Here is a 16391-nt window from a genome sequence, read left to right on the forward strand (position 1 = left end):
CCGGGGTGGGCGGGGTCCTCCTCGCCACTGCCGGGCTCGCCGCTGTCCTGCTCTCTGTCGCCGGTGCCATCACGCTGGGTCCGGCAGACGTCTCACTGGTGAACATCCGCGACGTCCTGCTCAACCACGTCGGCCTCGCCGACGTCCCGGTCCGGGCGGTGAAGGACGCCATCGTGTGGGAGGAGCGACTGCCGCGGGCGCTCACCGCGGCCGCCTGCGGTGCCGGGCTCGGCATCTGCGGCGCCGTGCTGCAGGCGCTCCTGCACAACCCGCTCGCCGACCCCTTCCTGCTGGGCATCTCCTCCGGAGCGTCCACCGGCGCGGTCCTGCTGGGCGTGCTCGGTCTGGGCGGGTCGGTACTGGGTCTGTCCGGCGGTGCGTTCATCGGCGCGCTGGTGGCCTTCGGCCTGGTCGTCCTGCTGGCCGGGCTGTCCGGGGGAGGCACCGACCGGGTCATCCTCGCCGGCGTGGCGGGCACCCAGTTCTTCTCCGCCCTCACCTCCTTCGTGATCTTCGCCTTCGCTGACTCCGATGAGACCCGAGGGGTGATGTTCTGGCTGCTTGGCTCCCTGGAGGGGGTGCGCTGGGACGACGTCGCGCTGTGTGCTGCCGTGGTGCTCGTCGGCACGATCTGGTGCCTGTGCCAGACGCACGCGCTGGACGCCTTCTCCTTCGGCGACGACGTCGCCGACTCACTGGGCATCCACGTCGCGCGCACGCGGATGCTGCTGCTCGTGCTCACTGCGGTCATCACCGCGACGCTGGTCAGCATCGCGGGGGCCATCGGCTTCGTGGGGCTCGTCCTGCCGCACGCCGCCCGGTTCCTCGTGGGGCCGCGCCACTCCCGGCTCGTACCGGCCACGGTGCTGATCGGCGGGGTGTTCATGGTGTGGGTGGACGCCGTCTCGCGGGTGGCGTTCCAGCCCACGCCCCTGCCCGTCGGCGTGGGGACGGCACTGATCGGTGTGCCGGCCTTCGTCTTGATCCTGATCCGGAAGCGGCGGGCGTGGTGACCCTCGAGGCACAGCGGGTGGGGTGGCGCCGAGGCGGCGTGCTGGTCGTCGACACGGTGACGTTGACGCCGGCACCGGGCACGACCGTCGGCCTGCTGGGACCCAACGGCTCCGGGAAGTCCTCGCTGCTGCGTCTGCTCGCGGGCACGTCCAAGCCGGACTCCGGTGTCGTGACCCTCGACGGCGAGGAGCTGGGCTCGTTCACCCGGCGCGACGTCGCGCGTGTCGTCGCGGTGGTCGGCCAGCACGCACACACCGACACCGACATCCGGGTGAGCGACGTCGTGCGACTGGGGCGCATCCCGCACCGCGGGTTCCTCGGCGCGACCGCGTCCCGCGACGAGGCGGCCGTCGCCGCAGCGCTCGAGCACACCGGGCTCACCGACAAGGCCGACCGGTTGTGGCACACCCTGTCCGGCGGGGAGCGGCAGCGGGCGCACATCGCCCGAGCGCTCGCGCAGGAGCCGCGCGAGCTGCTGCTGGACGAGCCGACCAACCACCTGGACATCCGGCACCAGCTGGAGCTGCTGTCGCTGGTCCAGCGGCTGCCGGTCACGACCGTCATCGCGCTGCACGACCTGAACCTGGCGGCCACCTTCTGCGACTCGGTCGTCGTACTGGCTGGAGGGAGGGCGGTGGCCGGCGGTCCGCCGGCCGAGGTGCTCACGGCCGAGCTCATCGGCGAGGTGTACGGGGTGCGGGCGCAGGTGCACCTGGGCGCGCGCGGCCGCCCCACGGTCCTGTTCGAGCCCGGCCCGCCGGGGTCGGCCGCGACGCCGCGGCCCTGAACGGGCTGGGGCGCTGGCATGGTCGATCGTCGACCTCGGCCAGAGCAGCGGCCCGCGTGCGGCTACCGGCGCTGACGTCGTAGAGCTGCTGGCCTCACCGGGGACGGGGCGGGCAGGTCGACGACGTCGAGGACCTCGGGCCCGCAAGCGGGTGATCTGCACAGCGTGCATGCCCAGCAGGCCAGGAGTGTCCGTCCGGCGGGCAGCGGCGGGGCTCCCCTCGACCCGTGGGCACGCCTCGCGACCGAGGGCGTCCACTCCCCGCTAGCGCTGGGCGTCCTCGCCGTCGGCAGTGCGCGCGTACCGGCTGGCGACGGCGGTCATGTCCCGCAGGAAGCGTTCCACCAGAGCCAGCTCCTCGTCGGTGTAGGCATCCATCGCCGCGGCCAGGTCCCGCTGCAGCCCGCCGAAGTACTCGGCGCCCGCGGCCATGGCCGACTCTGACATCTCCAGCACCACCCGGCGGCCGTCCGCGGGGTCGCGCACCCGGCGCAGATGGCCCACGCGCTCGAGACGGTCCAGCAGCGCGGTGGTCGAGGCCGAGGCGAGCTCCACCGCGTCGCCGAGCCGGCCGGCGGTCATCGGTTGCCCGCTGCGCGCCGCGTCCATGATCGCGACGAGCGCGCGGACATCGGTCCGGTTCAGCCCGTGCGCCTGGGCGAACCGCCCGCCGACTGCATCCAGTTCGACGGTCAGCCGGCGGAGGAGGAGCGAGATGTCCAGCCGGGCGCGCGCTGCGTCATCCGACACAGGTCACCTCCGTTCGCCGTCGGTCGCCGATCGTCGTACCGTGAGATCTCTCGACGATCGAGATTACCCACCCCGAGGACCACGATGCCCCGCCGCACCTCTGTACTCCGCTGGTTGCTCCCGGCGGTGATCGCCCTGCTCTGGCTCGGCCTCGCCGGCCCGCTGGGCTCGTTCAGCGGCAAGCTCGCGACCGTGTCGGAGAACGACTCCGCCGCCTTCCTGCCCGACAGCGCGGAGTCCACCCGCGTCACCGAGCTGCAGGAGGGGTTCCGCACCGAGCGCACCCTCCCGGTGATCCTGCTGTGGGAGAGCGAGGACGGCGCCCTCGACGAGGCGGCGCTCGCCGGGGTGGCCGAGCGGGTGGGTGACGCGGTCGCGGTCGCCGAGGAGGCGGGCGCCCTGGACGGCGAGGCATCCCCGCCGATCCCGTCCGAGGACGGCGTCGCGGTCCAGGCGGTCCTCCCGTTCGACCCCGACCTGGGCGACACCCTGGGCGAGGTCATCACCGAGCTGCGCGCCCTGCCCGGCGTCGAGGGCACCACCGCCTACGTCACCGGGCCCGGTGCGGTCTTCTCCGACTTCGCCGAGGGCTTCTCCGGCATCGACGGGCTGCTGCTCGTCGCCGCCTTCGGCGTCGTGCTGCTCATCCTGCTGGTGGTCTACCGGAGCCCGCTGCTCCCGCTGCTCGTCATCGGCACCGCGGGCATGGCCCTGGTCGTCTCGCTCGCGGTCGCGTACTTCCTCGCCGACCAGGGCTGGATCAAGGTCAACGGGCAGAGCCAGGGCATCGCCTCGATCCTCGTCGTCGGCGCGGCCACCGACTACGGGCTGCTGCTGGTGGCCCGCTACCGGGAGGAGCTGCGGCTGGAGCAGTCCCGCTTCGCCGCGATGCGGGTGGCGCTCAAGCAGTCCTGGGAGCCGATCGTCGCCAGCGGCGGCACGGTGATCCTCGGCGTCCTCTGCCTCCTGTTCTCCGATCTCGGCTCCAACCGTGGCCTCGGCCCCATCTCCGCGGTGAGCATCGCCTTCGCCATGCTCGCGGCCCTCACCTTCCTGCCGGCCGTCCTCGTCCTGTTCGGGCGGGCGGCGTTCTGGCCGTTCCGGCCGCGGTACGGCGACGAGCAGCGCTCCGGCCGCGGCTGGGAGCGGGTGGCCACCGCGGTCGGCCGCCGTCCGGCCCGCGTGCTGATCTGGAGCCTGGTGGGTCTGTTCGCCCTCGCGGCGTTCCTGCCCACCTTCGACGACGACGGCATCCCGCTGTCGGAGGCGGTGCGCGGCGGCTCGCAGTCCGCGGCCGGGCAGGAGGCCCTGGCCCGCCACTACGACGCGGGTGGGGCCAGCCCGGCGAGCATCATCACGCCGGCCGACGGGTGGGAGGACGTCGCGGACGCCGCCACCTCCGTCGACGGCGTGGTCGACGTCGTCCCCTACACCGGTGAGCCGGGGCCGCCCGGGGCCGGTGGCGGTGCGCCGGTCGAGTCCGACGGGCTGGTCCGGCTGGACGCCACCCTCGGCGACGCGCCCGACAGCGCCGCCGCGCAGGCCGCCGTCGCGGACCTGCGGACGACGCTGCGCGACGTCGACCCCGAGACGCTGGTCGGTGGCTCGACGGCGCAGGACCTGGACACCCAGGAGACCGCCGCCCGGGACCTGGCGGTGATCGTGCCGCTGGTGCTGCTGGTGATCACCGTCGTCCTGGCGCTGCTGCTGCGGGCGATCGTGGCGCCCCTGCTGCTGGTCGCGACCGTCGCGCTCAGCACCGCCGCGACCGTCGGCCTCGGCGCGCTGGCCTTCGAGCACCTGTTCGACTTCCCGGGCAGTGATCCGCAGGTGCTGCTGATCGGTTTCGTCTTCCTGGTGGCGCTGGGGATCGACTACAACATCTTCCTGATGACCCGCGCCCGCGAGGAGTCGATGGTGCACGGGACCAGGGCGGGCATGACCCGTGCGTTGACCGTCACCGGCGGGGTGATCACCAGCGCCGGACTGGTCCTGGCCGCGACCTTCGGCGCGCTCACCGTGCTGCCGCTGGTCATCCTGATCCAGCTCGGCTTCCTCGTGGGCGTCGGCGTGCTGATCGACACGTTCGTCGTCCGCTCGCTGCTCGTGCCGGCCGCCGTCCACCTCATCGGTGAGCGGATCTGGTGGCCGAGCAAGCTGGCGAAGGGCCCGACCGCCGCGGAGCCGGAGCGCGAGCTCGCCCGCGTCTGAGCCGTCCGGCCGGGCATCCGTCACGACACCTGCGGGACACCGCCGGACCGCTCTTGACCTTGACACGGTGACAACGTGTCTCCTGGGTGCAGGAGGTCGATGTGAACACACCACACGGAACGGGAGTCGGCACGAGGTTGCGGCAGGCCCTGAGCTCGCCGGAGCCATCACGGCGCCTGCAGACCGCCCTCTCGGCCGGTACGCACCCCGAGGGAGGCCACGTCGAGGCACTGGTCGAGAGGTGCGCGGTCGAGCCGGACTTCTACGTGCGCGACATGCTCAGCTGGGCGCTGACCAGGCTCCCCGCGTCCGTCACCGTCCCGCGTCTGCTCGAGGAGACGAAGGCGGCGGGAGGCCAGGCGCGGAGCCAGGCGCTGCACACCCTCTCCAAGGTCGGCGACCCACGGGGGTGGGCGGCGATCACACCGGAGCTCCTGCACGATGCCGACGACGAGGTGGCCCGCAGCGCGTGGCGCGCCGCCGTCGTGCTCGTCCCGTCGGGTGGCGAGGGGCAGCTCGCCGCGGCGCTCGCGGCCGAGCTGGGGCGCGGCGGCCGGGACGTGCAGCTGAGCCTCAGCCGGGCCCTCACCGACCTGGGCGACGCCGCCGTGCCGGTCCTCGCGGACGCCGCTCGGCACGGGGACGCCGGCGTGCGGGCGCACGCCATCGCGACCGAGCGTCTGCTGCGCGACCCCGAGGCGGGCTTCGACGCAGCGGTCTTCGAGGCGAAGCGGGTCGTCGCCCTGGAGAACGCCCCGACCGCGGACGAGGGACCGTGCTGATCGGTGACGTGGCGCGGCATGCAGGCATCAGTGCCCGCATGCTGCGCCACTACGACGCCCTCGGGCTCGTGTCACCGACGGGACGCACGGCGGGCGGGTACCGGGAGTACTCGTCGGACGACGTCCGGCGGCTCTTCCACGTGGAGAGCCTCAGGTCGCTCGGACTGGCGCTGCGCGACCTGCGGCGCGCCTTGGACGACCCCGGCTTCACGCCGTCCGATCTCGTGGGCGAGCTCATCGCCAGCACGGAGGAACGCATCGCCCGTGAGCAGGAGCTGCTCCGGCGACTGCGTCACGTGGAGGACGGCCGGCCCACGGAGTGGACCGACGTCCTGCGCATCGTGTCGTTGATCCGCGGCCTGGGTTCGGACGACCCGTCCTGGCGTCAGCGGAGCGCGCTCTCGACGGTGGCCGACGCGAGCCCGCCCGGAGGTCTCCTCGCCGAGGCGGTGCTGGAGGAGGCGGATCCCCACGTGGCGGGTGCGCTGCGGTGGGCGCTGGCGCGCTCGGACGACGAGGCGTTGCGTGTCCTCGGGCCCGCCCTCCACTCCCCGGACGCGGAGAGACGACGGCGAGCCGTGACCGCGATCGCGGAGCTGGACAGCGACGGGGCGACCGCACTGCTGACCGACGCGCTGGCCCACGCCGACCCGGCCGTCCGCGGGCACGCTGCTCTCGCGGTGGGGGCCCGCGGCGACGTCCGCGCGATCCCCGTGCTCATCGGCATGGTGGTGGCGGGCATCCAGGACGTCGAGTCCGCCGAGGTGCTCGGCGCGGCCGCCCGCGCGTCGGACGTCGACGACCAGGTCGCGGCCGCGCTCGCCGAGGAGCTCGGCCGCCAGGGGACCGCGCTCGGTGCGCGCCTGCGACTGGTGCAGGCGCTCGCCGAGATCCGCGGCCCGGTCGCCGATCGGACGCTGGAGGCGCTCACCGAGGACCCAGAACCCCGCGTCGCACGGACGGCTGCGTTCATCAGGACGGCGCGCGCCCGGCCGGGACCGGACGCCGACCGGTCCTCCTAGCCGGCCCGGGTCTCCAGCTCGCCGCCCGATGTCGCCGATCGGCTGCGTGGGTGGCGTGGCCGGGCTGTCAGGCGACGTCGGTGCGGGCGCCGCTGAGGTAGTCGCGGACGGCCGGCTCGGGGACGCGGAAGGAGCGGCCGACGCGCACGGCGGCCATCTCCCCGCCGTGCACGAGGCGGTGGACGGTCATCTTGGACACCCGCATGATCGCCGCGACCTCGGCCACGGTGAGGAAGCTGACCGCGGCGCGCGGAGCGGGCGCCGCGGCGACCGGTCGCGGAGCGAGCGGGCGGGCCGGTGCCGGTCGGGGGGCGAGGGGCCGCTGACCGATCGGGCCGGCGCCGGGGTGCTGGCGGACGCCGGCCGGGCGGGAGTGGGGCTGGCCGTAGGCGGCCTGACGGGGGAGAGCCGGAGCGGGGGAGCGCTGGGGCAGGGTCATGTCGGTCTCCTCGAGGGGCGCGGGATGCGGTCTGCCGTCTGGCGACGGTTCGCGTCTGTGCTGCAACAGACAGTAAGGAAGTTGCTGCGGGCACGCGAGTGGGAGGAGGACGAGACGAACCGGTCCGATTCGGCAGTAGTTGGCCCTGGCGCAGCCGGGGATCGATGCATCGCCGCAGGTGACGCGCGCAGTGCGCGGGGTTCCGCGAGCGGTCGTCAGCGGGCTCCCCGCGGCGTGTCGGGGGACGTGGCCGAGCTACGAGTCGGCCAGCCACGCCAGCAGGCGGCCCCGCGACCAGCAGCGGCCGACGGCCTCGGCGTGCAGGGCCGACCCGTCGAACACCGCCAGGCCGATGATGCTGTGGCCGGAGGCGCGACGATCGCCGAGGGTCGGGATCGCCGGCGCGACCCCGACCCCCTCGACGGAGACCCACGCCACCGCCCGCCCGGCCGCCGCCCCGTCGAGGCGCTGCAGGAAGCGCAGGCGGTCCTCGAGCGGGGAGCGGGACAGCGACCACGTCGTGATGACGACGGGGAGCGCGTCCGCGGGTACCCGGGCGAACGCGTCCGGCAGGACCTCGACGGCGTCGCCCCGCAGCAGCAGCGGAGGGGCCGTCGCCGCCAGCCCCAGCTCGGCGTCGAGCCGCGCGGCCCGGTCGGGCTGGTCCGGCGCCAGGCACGCGCGCAACCACCGGGCGTCGTCCGGGTCGGCCGGGTCCACCGGATCGAGGCCGACGCCGATCCGGGTGACGACCTGCGGCAACGCCCGGGACGGGACGGGCCGGTGCCCGACGAGCGCCGCAGACAGCTGCACCGGAGCGGACGGGTCACCCAGTGATCGCCCGTCGCTGTACGCGATGCCGACGCGGTCGACATGGAGGTTGAGCCCGGCCGCGGAGCCCACGTCGACCAGCCCGACCGCATCCGCGCCCGCCCGGCGCGCCGCCTCGGCGAGCGCGGGGTACAGCACGGCGCAGCGTCCGGCCTCGAGGGTCTGCGGCTTCCGGCGCACGGCGATGGCCACGACCGCGTCGGTCATCCGGAGCAGCGTGTCGATGGCCGCGGCAGCGGCCGCGTCGCCGTCCGCGGCGGCGTAGGCCGCGGACAGCGCCGGGGCGCGTCCGGCGAGGGCGAGGTCGTGCAACGCGGCGAGGACCAGCGCGGGGTGCCGCGTGCGTGCCGGTGCCGCCTCGAGGGCGCCCAGCGCCTCGGCGGACTCGCTCAGCGCGACGGCGACGCGCTCGTACAGCGGCGAGGTCCCGGCGGAGTCGACCGCACCGAAGTGCCGGTACACCGAGGCGAGCGTGCGGGCCTCACCCATGGGGTCGGCGCCTCCTCGGTCCGGGCATGCTCCCCGACGATCCCCTCATCGGGACGACGACACCTCCGCCGGGACCGGTGGACGCCGGAAAACCCCTGGAGCCGTCCACGGGCGAGGTGGAGACTCGAGGATGATCGGTGACCTCCGCAACGAAGCGGCCGGCGATCCACCCACCTGACGCGGGAGTGCCTCGTGCGGCACCGTGCGCGACCGGGACGGAAGCGCCGCTCCGCGCTTCCGTCCGCACCGACGAAGGGACCGCCCGTGCTGCTCCGGCTGCTCCGCACCCACCTGGGGGCCTACCGTGGCCCGCTGCTGGCGGTCGGCGGGCTGCAGCTGGTGAGCACCATCGCCTCGCTGTACCTGCCCCGGCTCAACGCCGACATCATCGACAACGGGATCGCCCGGGGCGACACCGGGTACATCGTGTCCACCGGCGGCTGGATGCTGACGGTCACGCTGCTGCAGATCGTGTGCTCGGTCGGCGCGGTGTGGTTCGGTGCGCGCACCGCCATGGGCTTCGGGCGCGACCTCCGGGCCGCCGTGTTCCACCGGGTGGGCACCTTCTCCGCGCGGGAGATGAACCGTTTCGGGGCCCCCTCCCTGATCACCCGCAACACCAACGACGTCCAGCAGGTCCAGATGCTGGTGCTGCTGTCGTGCACGATGCTCGTCGCCGCGCCGATCATGTGCATCGGCGGCGTCGTCATGGCGCTCAACGAGGACATCGGCCTGTCCTGGCTGATGGTCGTCTCGGTGCCCGTCCTGGTCATCTCGATCGGTCTGGTGATCCGGCGGATGGTGCCGCTGTTCTGGCTCGTGCAGACGCGCATCGACGTGGTCAACCGCGTGCTCCGCGAGCAGATCACCGGCATCCGGGTGGTGCGGGCCTTCGTCCGCGAGCCGCAGGAGGTCGCCCGCTTCGCCCGGGCCAACGCCGACATCACCGACGTCGCCACGGCGGCGGGCCGGTTGCAGGCGCTGATCTTCCCGATCGTGATGCTGGTGCTCAACGTCTCCAGCGTCGGGGTGCTCTGGTTCGGCGCCGGCCGCATCGACGCCGGGCAGATGCAGATCGGCGCGCTGACCGCGTTCCTCGCCTACCTGCTGCAGATCCTGATGGCGGTCATGATGGCGACCTTCATGGCGATCATGATCCCGCGGGCGTCGGTCTGCGCCGACCGGATCGGCGAGGTGCTGGACACCGTGGGATCGGTGGAACCGCCCGCCGCACCGGTCGCGCCGCTGCGCTCGGACGGGGAGCTCGTCTTCGACGCGGTCACGTTCAGCTATCCGGGGGCGGTCGCGCCGGTGCTGTCCGAAATCTCCTTCACCGCGTCGCCGGGGCAGACCACCGCGGTCATCGGCAGCACCGGCGCCGGCAAGACGACGCTGCTCTCGCTGGTCCCGCGGCTCTTCGACGCCACGGGCGGCGCGGTGCTGCTCGACGGCGTGGACGTCCGGCAGCTGGACCAGGAGGTGCTGTGGAGCCGGATCGGCCTGGTGCCGCAACGGCCGTACCTGTTCTCCGGCACCGTGGCCGGCAACCTGCGCTACGGCCGTCCCGACGCCTCCGACGACGAGCTGTGGGCCGCGCTCGAGGTGGCGCAGGCGGCCGACTTCGTGCGGGCGATGCCCGAGGGCCTGCGGACCGCCGTGGCGCAGGGGGGCACCAGCGTCTCCGGTGGGCAGCGGCAGCGGCTGGCGATCGCCCGGGCGCTGGTCCGGCGCCCCGAGGTCTACCTCTTCGACGACTCCTTCTCCGCGCTGGACCTCACCACCGACGCCCGGCTGCGGGCGGCGCTGGCGCCGGTCACCGCGCAGGCGACGGTGGTCATCGTCGCCCAGCGCGTGTCGACCATCGCCGACGCCGACCAGATCATCGTGCTCGACGACGGCGTCGTGGTCGGGACCGGCCGCCACGAGGAGCTGTTGACGTCCTGCGCGGCCTACGGGGAGATCGTCGCCTCCCAGCTCAGCGCCGAGGGAGCGGTGGCATGAGCACGTCGACCAGGGGCCGTGGCCAGGCCGGGAAGGCGCCGCGGCAGGACGCCGACACGGCGCGCGCGGCCCGCGGCATGGCGGCTCAACGCCGGGGCGGTGGGCCGCCGTGGGCCGGGGTCGGACAGCCGGCGGAGAAGCCGTCGGACTTCGGCCCGTCCGCCCGCCGGCTGATCGGCCGGCTGCGGCCGGAACGGGCCGGCGTCCTCACCGTGCTCGTGCTCTGCGTCGTCAGCGTCGCGCTGAACGTGATCGGTCCCCGGGTGCTCGGGCACGCCACGGACGTCATCTTCGCCGGCGTCATCGGCAGGCAGCTCCCGTCCGGCATCACCGAGGCCGAGGCCGCGGACCAGGCGCGGGCGGCCGGGAACGACACCGTGCTGGGGGTGCTCGAGTCCCAGGACGTCGTCCCCGGTGCCGGCATCGACTCCCGTGCCCTCGGTCTGGTGCTGCTGGGCGTGATCGCCATCTACCTGTGCGCGGCGGTCTTCGGTTACGGGCAGGGCCACCTGCTCAACGGGATCGTGCAGCGCACCGTCTACCGGCTCCGCGAGGACGCGGAGGCGAAGCTGAACCGGCTGCCGCTCGCGTACTTCGACGGGCAGCAGCGCGGCGAGGTGCTCTCCCGGGTGACCAACGACATCGACAACGTGTCGACCAGCCTGCAGCAGACGCTGAGCCAGCTGCTGACCTCGCTGCTCACCGTGGTCGGGGTCCTGGTGATGATGGTGCTGATCTCGCCGCTGCTCGCGCTGATCGCGCTGGTCACCGTGCCGGTGTCGCTGCTGCTCACCCGGGCGATCGCCAAGCGCAGCCAGCCCTACTTCGTGGCGCAGTGGCGGCACACCGGGGCGCTGAACGGGCTGATCGAGGAGTCCTTCACCGGGCACGAGCTGGTGCGCGTCTTCGGCCGCCGGCGGGAGGCCGGGGAGGAGTTCCGGACCAAGAACGACGAGCTGATGTCCGCCGGCTTCGGCGCGCAGTTCGTCTCCGGGCTGATCATGCCGTCGATGATGTTCATCGGGAACCTGAACTACGTCGCCATCGCCGTGGTCGGCGGGCTGCGGGTCGCCTCGGGGTCGATGAGCCTGGGGGAGGTCCAGGCGTTCATCCAGTACTCGCGGCAGTTCACCCAGCCGCTCACCCAGGCGGCGTCGATGGCCAACGTGCTGCAGTCCGGCGTCGCCTCGGCCGAACGGGTCTTCGAGCTGCTCGACGCGCCCGAGCAGTCGCCCGACCCGGCCGTGCCCGCGGTGCGCGCCGAACGTCGCGGCCGGGTCGAGTTCGACCACGTCGCGTTCTTCTACCGGCCCGATGCACCGCTGATCCGCGACCTGTCGCTGGTCGCCGAGCCGGGCCAGACGGTCGCGATCGTCGGCCCCACGGGGGCGGGCAAGACGACGCTGGTCAACCTGGTCATGCGGTTCTACGAGATCGATGCGGGCCGGATCACCCTCGACGGCGTCGACATCGCGACGATGAGCCGCGCCGACCTGCGGTCCGGGGTGGGGATGGTGCTCCAGGACACCTGGCTGTTCGGCGGGACGATCTTCGACAACATCGCCTACGGCAACCCCGGGGCCTCGCGGGAGCAGGTCCTGGAGGCGGCGCGGGCGACCTACGTCGACCGGTTCGTGCACAGCCTCCCCGACGGCTACGACACGGTGATCGACGAGGAGGCCTCGAACATCTCCGCCGGGGAGAAGCAGCTGATCACCATCGCCCGGGCGTTCCTGTCGGATCCGTCGCTGCTGATCCTCGACGAGGCCACCAGCTCGGTCGACACGCGCACCGAGCTGCTGCTCCAGCACGCGATGGCGGCCCTGCGCAGCGACCGCACGAGCTTCGTGATCGCCCACCGGCTCTCCACGATCCGCGACGCCGACCTCATCCTGGTGATGCAGGACGGCGCCATCGTGGAGCAGGGCACCCACGAGGACCTCCTCGCCGTGCGCGGCGCCTACTGGCGGCTCTACAACGCGCAGTTCGCCGGCGCGCCGACCTGACCCCGAGGGAAGTCCCGGATCGGCTGCGTGGGTGGCGTGGCCGGGCTGTCAGGCGACGTCGGTGCGGGCGCCGCTGAGGTAGTCGCGGACGGCCGGCTCGGGGACGCGGAAGGAGCGGCCGACGCGCACGGCGGCCATCTCCCCGCCGTGCACGAGGCGGTGGACGGTCATCTTGGACACCCGCATGATCGCCGCGACCTCGGCCACGGTGAGGAAGCTGACCGCGGCGCGCGGAGCGGGCGCCGCGGCGACCGGTCGCGGAGCGGGCGGGCCGGCGCCGGTCGCGGGCGAGGGGCCGCTGACGCTCGCTGCGTCGCCCCAGGTGACACGCGGTGCGCGGCGTCCCGCGAGCGGTCGTCAGCGGGCTTGCCACGGAGCGTCGCGCACCGGCTCGCCGGCTGTGCGACCCCCGGATCAGCTCGCCGGCACTGTCACGGTGCCGCTTCCGCCGTCTTCGTGCACACGGCACCTGGGAGGGCGAGGCCACGACCTGGAGCGACCCGGGCACCGACGAGGAGTACGGCTACCCGGGACCGAGTGACCCGGGACGGCGTCAGTCAGCTGCCCTGCGTGGGTCGCAGGAGACACCCCGCCGCATCGCTCGGCTGCCCCGGCCCGCGCGATGCGGGCCGGGGCGTCCGGACACGTGGTGCCTACCGCAGGTCGAAGCGGTCGAGCTCCATGACCTTCACCCAGGCGGCGACGAAGTCCTGCACGAACCTCTCCTGGGCGTCGTCGGCCGAGTAGACCTCGACGATGCCGCGCAGGATGGAGTGCGAGTTGAGGACCAGGTCCACCGCGGTCGCCGTGCGCACGACCGTGCCGTCGGCGTCCAGGCCCTCGTAGACCCCCTCGGCCTCTGCCGAGGTGCGCCACGAGATGCCCAGGTCGAGCAGGTTGCGGAAGAAGTCCTGCGAGAGCACGCCGGGCCGGTCGGTGAAGACCCCGTGCGTCACGCCGCCGGTGTTCGCGCCGAGCACGCGGAGCCCGCCGAGCAGGACCGTCATCTCCTTCGCGGTCAGCTCGAGCATGTAGGCGCGGTCGATCAGCAGCGTCTCGGGGGCCAGCTTGCTGCCCGGCGCGATCCAGTTGCGGAAGCCGTCGGCCCGCGGCTCCAGCCAGCGGAAGTTGTCGACGTCGGTCTGCTCCTGCGAGGCGTCGGTGCGGCCGGGTGTGAACGGCACGGTCACCTGGACGCCGGCGTCGGCCGCGGCCTTCTCCACCGCCGCCGAGCCGCCGAGCACGATGAGGTCGGCCAGCGAGACCCGCTTGCCGGTCTGCGACTCGAACTCGCCCTGCACCCGCTCGAGCACCGGCAGGACGTCCTGGACGCCGGCGTTGACCGCCCAGCCGACCTGCGGCTCGAGGCGCAGCCGGGCGCCGTTGGCCCCGCCACGCTTGTCGGTGCCGCGGAACGACGCCGCGGCCGACCAGGCCGTGTGCACCAGCTGCGCGACGCTCAGGCCGGAGGAGAGCAGCCGCTGCTTGAGGTCGACGACCTCGGCCTCGCCGACCAGCTCGTGGTCGACGGCCGGGACCGGGTCCTGCCAGATGAGCTCTTCGCTCGGCACGTCCGGGCCGACATAGCGGCTGCGCGGACCCATGTCCCGGTGCAGGAGCTTGAACCACGCCCGGGCGTACTGGTCGGCGAAGTGGTCGGGGTCGGCGTAGAACCGCTCCGAGATCTCCCGAAACCCGGGGTCGGCCAGGAGCGCGACGTCCGTGGTCGCCATCATCGGCGGGTTCTTCTTGCCCTCGATGTGCGCATCGGGGACGAGCTCCTGCGCCTCCGGGTTCTTCGGCTTCCACTGCTTGGCCCCGGCGGGGCTCTCGGTCAGCTCCCACTCGTAGCTGAACAGCATCTGGAAGTAGGTGTTGTCCCATGTCGTCGGCGTCGGCGTCCAGGCGCCCTCGAGGCCGCTGGTGATGGTGTCGGCGCCCTTGCCGGTGCCGTGCTGGCTGATCCAGCCCAGGCCGTTGCCGTGCACCGGGCACCCCTCCGGCTCCGGCCCGACGAGCTCAGGGTTCCCTGCTCCGTGCGTCTTGCCGAACGTGTGCCCGCCGGCGATGAGCGCGACGGTCTCCTCGTCGGTCATCCCCATCCGGCTGAAGGTCACCCGGATGTCGTGGGCGGATGCGAGCGGGTCGGGCCGGCCCTGCGGGCCCTCCGGGTTGACGTAGATCAGGCCCATGGTGACCGCCGCGAGGTGGCCCTCGTCGAGGTCGAGCGGGACGTCCCCGCCGTAGCGCTCGTCACCGAGCCAGGTGTCCTCCGGACCCCAGAAGATCTCCTCGGGCTGCCAGGCGTCTTCGCGGCCGAAGGCGAACCCGAAGGTCTTCAGGCCCATGTCGTCGTGCGCGACGTTGCCGGCCAGCAGGAGCAGGTCGGCCCAGGAGAGCTTGCGGCCGTACTTCTGCTTGATCGGCAGCAGCAAGCGGCGGGCCTTGTCCAGGTTGGCGTTGTCCGGCCAGCTGTTCAGCGGGGCGAAGCGCTGCGCGCCGGTGGCGCCGCTGCCGCGGCCGTCGGCGATGCGGTACGTGCCGGCCGCGTGCCAGGACATCCGGATGAACAGCGGGCCGTAGTGGCCCCAGTCGGCCGGCCACCAGTCCTGCGAGGTGCGCATGACCTGGACGAGGTCGCGCTTGAGCTCCTCGACGTCGAGCTTCGCGAACTCGGCCCGGTAGTCGAAGTCCTCGCCCAGCGGGTCGGAGTCCTTCGAGGGCTTGTTGAGCACCGTCAGGTCGACCTGGTTCGGCCACCAGTCGCGGTTGGTGTGCGGCCGCTGGTCGGTGACCGCGGTCGGCGAGGGGATCGCCGGGTTCTCGCTCTCGCTGGTGCTCTCGGTCCGGGCCTTGCCGGCCTCGGTCTTGTCGTACTCGCTCACGGGGTGCCTCTCTGTGCTGCGGATCGGTCGGTGGTCGGAAGGCTGGCCAGGTCCGTCGCGCAGGACCGGCACCGGCCCCAGTAGATGACCTCGGCCTCGTCGACGAGGAAGCCCGCGTCGGCGGAGGGGATGAGGCAGGGTGCCTCCCCAACGGCGCAGTCGACGTCGCTGATGGCGCCACATGACCGGCACACCAGGTGGTGGTGGTTGTCCCCGACCCGCGCCTCGTAGCGCGCGACGGAGCCCTGCGGCTGGATGCGCCGGATCAGCCCCTTGTCGGTGAGTATCCGCAGCACGTCGTACACCGCCTGGTGGGACAACGCGCCCAGGCTGGCGCGGGCGGCGCCGATCAGCGCCTCGGTGTCGACGTGCGGGTGCTCGTGGACCGCGTTCAACACCGCCAGGCGCGGGCGGGTGACCCGCAGACCCGCCGCGCGCAGCGCCCGCTCGAGCTGTGCGACGTCCGGCACGGCCTCATCGTCACGGCCTTCCTGGAGCCAGTCAACATCCGGCCTGGCACGGCGGCGACGACCTCGGCCCGGGGCCGATGCCGTGCGTGGCGCCCGCCGATCAGCGGCATCACGTCGAGGCTCCGTGGCGCGGTCGGGGCATCAACCGGCGTCGCGGTGGCCCCGGTTGCTGCTGGATGTCGACACGGACCGTGTGGAAGGACTGGCTCGCGCCGGGGGCGACGCGGTCCGCGTTGCCCGGCTGGAGTCCGAGCCTGGTGTTCTCGTCCTGGGTGTTGCCGGGGACGTCGATGAACTCACCGGTGAGGACCGACTCGGAGCCGGCCGTGGGGTCGACGTCCCCGGCGTGCACCCGCCACAACTGACCGGTCGAGCCGTCGCAGTCCCGCTGCACGAGCAGGGTGCCGGCGGCCTCGCTGTCCTCGGCGACGGTCAGGCACTTGTCGCTGTTGGCGTTGCGGAGCTCGTAGCCGTCCGGCTGCAGCAGGGCCCGCCAGGCCTGGCTCGTGCTCTCCAGGTCGACCGCACGCTGCACCACCGGGGGTCGTCAGCGGTGGAGGAGGACTCGACGTCGATGGCGCGCGGACGACCCGCCGGTGATCAGGTGGTGGTCGCCGGAGAGGATCTCGGGAGGCGCGGCGGACGCGGCCGCAGCCCTCACGAGCATCAGGCCGGCGGCGGCCACGGCGGTCAGGACGGTCCTG

Annotated in this window: 14 protein-coding genes; 7 read left to right on the top strand and 7 right to left on the bottom strand. The window is 73.3% G+C overall.

The genetic code is table 11. From position 1 onward, the window contains the following. Positions 1-5 precede the first annotated feature (5 nt). Positions 6-1013: a FecCD family ABC transporter permease gene (locus tag HL189_RS14010; RefSeq protein ID WP_369134320.1), complete on the top strand. Its 1008-nt coding sequence runs from the start codon at positions 6-8 to the stop codon at positions 1011-1013. Continuing rightward, positions 1007-1801 (top strand): ABC transporter ATP-binding protein, encoded by a 795-nt coding sequence (locus HL189_RS14015; protein WP_369134321.1) that lies wholly within the window; start codon positions 1007-1009, stop codon positions 1799-1801. Before HL189_RS14010 ends, HL189_RS14015 begins: the two co-directional genes overlap by 7 nt. 264 nt (positions 1802-2065) lie before the next feature. Here HL189_RS14015 and HL189_RS14020 read toward each other — a convergent pair whose 3' ends face one another. Further along, complete coding sequence (locus HL189_RS14020; protein WP_369134322.1) at positions 2066-2551, bottom strand: MarR family winged helix-turn-helix transcriptional regulator; 486 nt, start codon at positions 2549-2551, stop codon at positions 2066-2068. 84 nt (positions 2552-2635) lie between these two features. Here HL189_RS14020 and HL189_RS14025 point away from each other — a divergent pair, with 84 nt between their 5' ends. From HL189_RS14025 to HL189_RS14035, 3 genes are all read left to right on the top strand, one after another. Further along, a complete protein-coding gene (locus HL189_RS14025; protein ID WP_369134323.1) occupies positions 2636-4762 on the top strand; it encodes an MMPL family transporter in 2127 nt (708 codons plus the stop codon). 137 nt (positions 4763-4899) lie between these two features. Then, positions 4900-5544 (top strand): HEAT repeat domain-containing protein, encoded by a 645-nt coding sequence (locus tag HL189_RS14030; protein ID WP_369134324.1) that lies wholly within the window; start codon positions 4900-4902, stop codon positions 5542-5544. Further along, entirely contained in the window at positions 5538-6566 is a 1029-nt protein-coding gene (locus HL189_RS14035; RefSeq protein ID WP_369134325.1) for a MerR family transcriptional regulator, read from the top strand. Before HL189_RS14030 ends, HL189_RS14035 begins: the two co-directional genes overlap by 7 nt. Before the next feature lie 67 nt (positions 6567-6633). Here the strand turns inward: HL189_RS14035 and HL189_RS14040 are convergent, their stop codons facing one another. Together HL189_RS14040 and HL189_RS14045 are read right to left on the bottom strand one after the other, a co-directional pair. Continuing rightward, positions 6634-6792 carry an excisionase family DNA-binding protein gene (locus tag HL189_RS14040; protein WP_369134329.1) on the bottom strand — a complete coding sequence of 53 codons (159 nt, stop codon included), beginning with the start codon at positions 6790-6792 and terminating at the stop codon, positions 6634-6636. Positions 6793-7260: 468 nt separating this feature from the next. After that, the gene (locus HL189_RS14045; protein WP_369134326.1) at positions 7261-8325 is read right to left on the bottom strand and encodes a DUF2332 domain-containing protein; all 1065 of its coding nucleotides are present in this window, start codon (positions 8323-8325) and stop codon (positions 7261-7263) included. 264 nt (positions 8326-8589) lie between these two features. Between HL189_RS14045 and HL189_RS14050 the strand changes: the two genes are divergently transcribed. Both HL189_RS14050 and HL189_RS14055 read left to right on the top strand, forming a co-directional pair. Further along, the gene (locus HL189_RS14050; RefSeq protein WP_369134327.1) at positions 8590-10326 is read left to right on the top strand and encodes an ABC transporter ATP-binding protein; all 1737 of its coding nucleotides are present in this window, start codon (positions 8590-8592) and stop codon (positions 10324-10326) included. Further along, a complete protein-coding gene (locus HL189_RS14055; protein WP_369134328.1) occupies positions 10323-12332 on the top strand; it encodes an ABC transporter ATP-binding protein in 2010 nt (669 codons plus the stop codon). The genes HL189_RS14050 and HL189_RS14055 overlap by 4 nt, the downstream gene beginning before the upstream one ends. Positions 12333-12380: 48 nt before the next feature. On the opposite strand, the gene HL189_RS14060 is transcribed toward HL189_RS14055, so the two are convergent. From HL189_RS14060 to HL189_RS14075, 4 genes are all read right to left on the bottom strand, one after another. Further along, on the bottom strand, positions 12381-12539 hold the full coding sequence (locus HL189_RS14060) for an excisionase family DNA-binding protein (protein WP_369134329.1): 159 nt from the start codon (positions 12537-12539) through the stop codon (positions 12381-12383). 446 nt (positions 12540-12985) lie between these two features. Continuing rightward, on the bottom strand, positions 12986-15217 hold the full coding sequence (gene katG, locus HL189_RS14065; RefSeq protein ID WP_369134330.1) for a catalase/peroxidase HPI: 2232 nt from the start codon (positions 15215-15217) through the stop codon (positions 12986-12988). Continuing rightward, positions 15214-15687, bottom strand: coding sequence for a Fur family transcriptional regulator (locus HL189_RS14070; protein WP_369134331.1), 474 nt, complete (start codon positions 15685-15687; stop codon positions 15214-15216). The genes katG and HL189_RS14070 overlap by 4 nt, the downstream gene beginning before the upstream one ends. A gap of 109 nt (positions 15688-15796) precedes the next feature. Continuing rightward, positions 15797-16225: an RICIN domain-containing protein gene (locus HL189_RS14075; protein ID WP_369134332.1), complete on the bottom strand. Its 429-nt coding sequence runs from the start codon at positions 16223-16225 to the stop codon at positions 15797-15799. Between the last annotated feature and the right edge of the window lie 166 nt (positions 16226-16391).

The organism is Modestobacter sp. I12A-02662 (assembly GCF_041028325.1).
Lineage (GTDB): Bacteria > Actinomycetota > Actinomycetes > Mycobacteriales > Geodermatophilaceae > Modestobacter.

Excerpts from the sequence above, each read along its gene's own strand:
- HL189_RS14055 (WP_369134328.1), top strand. The coding sequence starts at position 10,323 with ATGAGCACGTCGACCAGGGGCCGTGGCCAGGCCGGGAAGGCGCCGCGG.
- HL189_RS14045 (WP_369134326.1), bottom strand. The coding sequence starts at position 8,325 with ATGGGTGAGGCCCGCACGCTCGCCTCGGTGTACCGGCACTTCGGTGCG.
- HL189_RS14025 (WP_369134323.1), top strand. The coding sequence starts at position 2,636 with ATGCCCCGCCGCACCTCTGTACTCCGCTGGTTGCTCCCGGCGGTGATC.